The sequence below is a fragment of the Actinomadura sp. CNU-125 genome (assembly GCF_001942465.1).
Lineage (GTDB): Bacteria > Actinomycetota > Actinomycetes > Streptosporangiales > Streptosporangiaceae > Spirillospora.
This window is the reverse complement of record NZ_MKJY01000349.1, coordinates 1-4,515: the sequence shown is the minus strand read 5'-3', so window position 1 is coordinate 4,515 and position 4,515 is coordinate 1. Positions and strand designations below refer to the sequence as shown.

Here is a 4,515-nt window from a genome sequence, read left to right as displayed (position 1 = left end):
CGGAGCAGGGCGCGGTTCCAGGTGGTGACCGAGGACGGCGGCGCGTACCTGGTCACCGTCGAGGGCGGGCGGTGGCATATGGAGGCGGCGTATGACTAGCTGGTTCAACCCGGCCGTGCCGTGGCGCGAGCTGGAGCAGCGGCTGTCGTGGGGGGCGACGGCGCCGCGGCGGGAGGAGGCCGCGCCCGAACCGGTCGTCCGGCGGCCGGTCGAGGGGGTGCCGTGGGCGGAGCTGCACTGCCACTCGTCGTTCTCCTTCCTGGACGGTGCGAGCGACCCGGCGGCGCTCGTGGCGGAGGCCGCGCGGCGGGGCGTCGAGGCGATGGCGATCACCGACCACGACGGGATGTACGGGGCGGTGCACTTCGCGCAGGCGGCGCGGGAGGCGGGCGTCGCGACGGTGTTCGGCGCCGAGCTGGGGCTGGGCGCGCCGGGGCCGCGGGCGGGCGCGCCCGATCCGGCGGGACGGCACCTGCTGGTCCTCGCGCGGGGTCCGGAGGGGTACGCGCGGCTGTGTTCGACGATCACGCGGGCGCAGCTCGCGGGCGGGCGCAAGGGCCGTCCGGTGTACGACGAGGACGCGCTGGCGACGCGCGGGGGGGGTGCGTGGGCGGTGCTGACGGGGTGCCGCAAGGGCCCGGTCCCGGCGGCGCTGGAGGCGGGCGGGCCGGACGCGGCGGAGCGGGAGCTGCGGCGGCTCGCGGACGTGTTCGGACCGGAGAACGTGTTCGCCGAGCTGGTCGACCACGGGATGCCGGACGACGACGAGCGGTGCGACGTCCTCGCGGCGCTCGCGGAACGCGTGGGCGTCGGCGTGGTGGCGTCCAACAACGTGCACCACGCGGCGCCGGGTGCGGACGCGCGGCTGGCGACAGGCGCTCGCGGCGGTGCGGTCGCGGCGGAGCCTGGACGGGATGGAGGGGTGGCTGGCGGCGTCGGGCGCCGAGCACGTGCGCGGCGGGGCGGAGATGGCGGCGCGGCTGGCGCGGTTCCCGGGCGTCCGGGAGCGGACGGTCGAGCTGGCGCGGGCGTGCGCGTTCGACTTCGACGTCGTCGCGCCGAGCTTGCCGACTGGCCGGTGCCGGGCGGGCACACCGAGGCGAGCTGGCTGCGGCGGCTCGCGACGGACACGGCGCGGGAGCGGTACGGGCCGCCGGAGGCGGAGCGGGTCGCGGGCGCGCACGCGCAGATCGCGCACGAACTGGACGTCATCGAGGCGCTGGGATTCCCCGGATATTTCCTGATCGTGCACGACATCGTGGGGTTCTGCCGGAGCCGGGGCATCCTGTGCCAGGGGCGGGGGTCGGCGGCGAACTCGGCGGTCTGCTACGCGCTCGGGATCACCGGGGTGGACGCCGTCCGGCACGGGCTGCTGTTCGAGCGGTTCCTGTCGCCCGGACGGGACGGGCCGCCCGACATCGACCTCGACATCGAGCACCGGCGGCGGGAGGAGGTCATCCAGTACGTCTACGCGAAGTACGGGCGCGAGTGCACGGCGCAGGTCGCGAACGTGATCAGCTACCGGCCGCGCATGGCGGTGCGGGACGCGGCGCGCGCGCTCGGGTTCTCGCCGGGCCAGCAGGACGCGTGGTCGAAGAGCATCGACTCGCGCGACCCGGTCGGGACCGAGAACCGCATCCCCGCGCCCGTCCGGGAACTGGCCGGGCGGATGCTGACGCTGCCGCGCCACCTGGGGATCCACTCGGGCGGGATGGTGATCGCGGACCGTCCCGTCGGGGAGGTGTGCCCGATCGAGTGGGCGAGCATGCCGGGCCGCAGCGTCCTGCAGTGGGACAAGGACGACTGCGCGGCGGCGGGCCTCGTGAAGTTCGACCTGCTCGGGCTGGGGATGCTGTCCGCGCTGCACGACACGTTCGACCTCGTCGCCGAGCATCACGGGCGGCGGTTCGACCTGCAGTCGATCCCGGCGGACGATCCGGCGGTGTACGACATGCTGAGCGACGCGGATTCGGTCGGGGTGTTCCAGGTGGAGTCGCGCGCGCAGATGGCGACGCTGCCGAGGCTGCGGCCGCGCGAGTTCTACGACCTGGTCGTGGAGGTGGCGCTGATCCGTCCGGGGCCGATCCAGGGCGGGTCCGTCCACCCGTACCTGCGTCGCCGCACGGGGCAGGAGCCCGCGACGTGCCCGCACCCGCTGATGGAGAAGGCCCTCGCGCGCACACTGGGCGTCCCCCTGTTCCAGGAGCAGATGATGCAGTTGGCCGTGGACTGCGCGGGGTTCACTCCGGCGGAGTCCGACCAGTTGCGGCAGGCGATGGGCGCCAAGCGCGCGCCGGAACGGGTCGAGCGGCTGCGGCAGCGCCTCCTCGGCGGGATGGCCGAGCGGGGGATCCCGCCGGACCTCGCCGAGGACGTGTACGACAAGATCCACGCCTTCACCGGCTACGGGTTTCCCGAGTCGCACGCGCAGAGTTTCGCGCATCTGGTGTACGCGAGCGCCTACGTGAAGCGGCACTACCCGGCGGCGTTCACCGCGGCCTTGGTGCGGAACCAGCCGATGGGGTTCTACTCCTCGAACAGCCTCTTGGAGGACGTCCGGCGGCATGGGGTCGAGGTAAGGGGCGTGGACATCAACGCCAGCGATGTTTACCCCACGCTGGAGGAACCCCTGGAGGTCCGTTCGGAGCATCCGCACGCGCCGGACGAACCGCAGCCCGCGATCCGGCTCGGCCTGGACGGCGTCCGCAATCTCGGCACGGAGGCGGCGAAGGCGATCGCGGCGGGCCGTCCGTACGCGGGCATGGAGGACCTCGCGCGGCGAGTCCCGCTGTCGCCGGGCGCGCTGGAGGCCCTCGCGACGGCGGGCGCGTTCGAGTGCTTCGGGCTGTCGCGGCGGGAGGCGCTGTGGGCGGCGGGCGCGCTGGCGGGCGCGGGCCCCGGGCAGCTCGAAGGGATCGCGCCCGGCACGCGGGCGCCCGCGCTGCCCGCGATGACGCCGATCGAGGAGACCATCGCCGACCTGTGGGCCACCGGCGTCGCGGGCACGCACCCGGTCGCGCACGTCCGGGACGCCCTGGACGAACTGGGCGCGCTGCCCGCCGCACGGCTCTGCGACGTCCGCGACGAGACGAACGTGCTGGTCGCGGGGCTCGTCACGCACCGGCAGCGGCCGCCGACCGCCGGGGGCATCGTGTTCCTGAGCCTGGAGGACGAGACCGGCATCGCGAACGTGATCTGCCCGCCGCAGGTGTTCGAGCGGCACCGCGCCCTCGCCGTCGACGCGCAGGCGCTGCTGGTGAGCGGGCGGCTGGAACGCGCGGAAGGGGTGACGCACATCCGCGCGTACCGGCTGCGGCGGCTGCCGGTCGCGGGCCGCGTCCGCTCCCGCGACTTCCACTGACGGGGGCGGCCGGGTCCGGTCCGGAGACTTCCGGTTGGATATCCGTCATGCCAGTGTGGGCGCGGAAACGGCCGCTCTGTGCCAGGGTGATCACGTCTTGTGCAGGCGGAGAAAGGTCGGATGCGGATGGCGAGCCAGGGACCGCGGCCCCCGACCCCCGACCCCGCGGACCCCGAGAGGGTCGGTCCCTACCGGATCGAGTCGCGGATCGGGCGGGGCGGCATGGGGGCGGTCTACCTCGGGCGCGCGCCGGACGGGCGGGCGGTCGCGGTGAAGGTCGTCCGCCGGACCTGGCGGACGACCCGCGCTTCCTCGCCCGGTTCCACGGCGAGGCAGCGAACGCCGCGCGCGTCGCCTCGTTCTGCACCGCGCAGGTCCTCGACCACGGCGACGAGAACGGCGTCGCCTACCTCGTCACCGAGTACATCGAGGGCCCGACGCTGCGCGAGCGCATCAAGTCCGACGGGCCGCTGTCGCCCGCGATGCTGCACGGCGTCGCGATCGGCGTCGCGGCCGCGCTCGTCGCGATCCACGGCGTCGGGCTCGTCCACCGCGACCTCAAGCCCGGCAACGTGCTGCTGTCGATCACCGGGCCGCGCGTCATCGACTTCGGCATCGCCCGCGCCCTCGACGAGACCGACCACCACACCGGCACCGGGCAGCTCATCGGGACGCCCGGCTGGATCGCCCCCGAGCAGATCACCGGCCGGGAGGTCACCCCGGCGGCGGACGTGTTCGCCTGGGCCTGCCTCATCGCCTACGGCTCCACCGGCAGCAACCCGTTCGGGCGCGGATCGTTCGAGATCCTGTCGGCGCGCGTCCTGCACGCCGAACCCGAGCTCGGCGACCTGCCGGACCCGCTCGGCGGGCTGGTCCGCGCCGCGCTGAGCAAGGATCCCGCGCACCGGCCCACCGCCCGCGAGCTGCTGCTCGCGCTCGCCGGGGGCGACTCCGAGGCCGACGCGGCCACCGCGCTCGACGCCCGTCCGATCGCCGCGCCCGTCGACGCGGGCCCCCGGACGCGCAGCACACCGTCCCCCGCACACCGTCAGGCCGACGCCGCCGCGACCGTCGAACTCGGCGATGTGTCGAACGGCGCGGAGATGCAGGGCGCGCTCGTCGACATGACGCGGCTGGCGCTGGCGGCCGACGAG

Annotated in this window: 2 protein-coding genes; both read left to right on the top strand. The window is 74.8% G+C overall.

Annotated elements, in window-relative coordinates; all coding sequences use genetic code 11:
* Positions 1–91: 91 nt before the first annotated feature.
* The gene (locus BJF79_RS32840; protein ID WP_262402886.1) at positions 92–3,361 is read left to right on the top strand and encodes an error-prone DNA polymerase; all 3,270 of its coding nucleotides are present in this window, start codon (positions 92–94) and stop codon (positions 3,359–3,361) included.
* Between the two features lie 86 nt (positions 3,362–3,447).
* Positions 3,448–4,515, top strand: a 1,068-nt coding sequence (locus BJF79_RS51825; RefSeq protein WP_262402885.1) for a serine/threonine-protein kinase, incomplete at its 3' end; no start/stop codon positions are given.

Excerpts from the sequence above, each read along its gene's own strand:
- BJF79_RS32840 (WP_262402886.1), top strand. The coding sequence starts at position 92 with ATGACTAGCTGGTTCAACCCGGCCGTGCCGTGGCGCGAGCTGGAGCAG.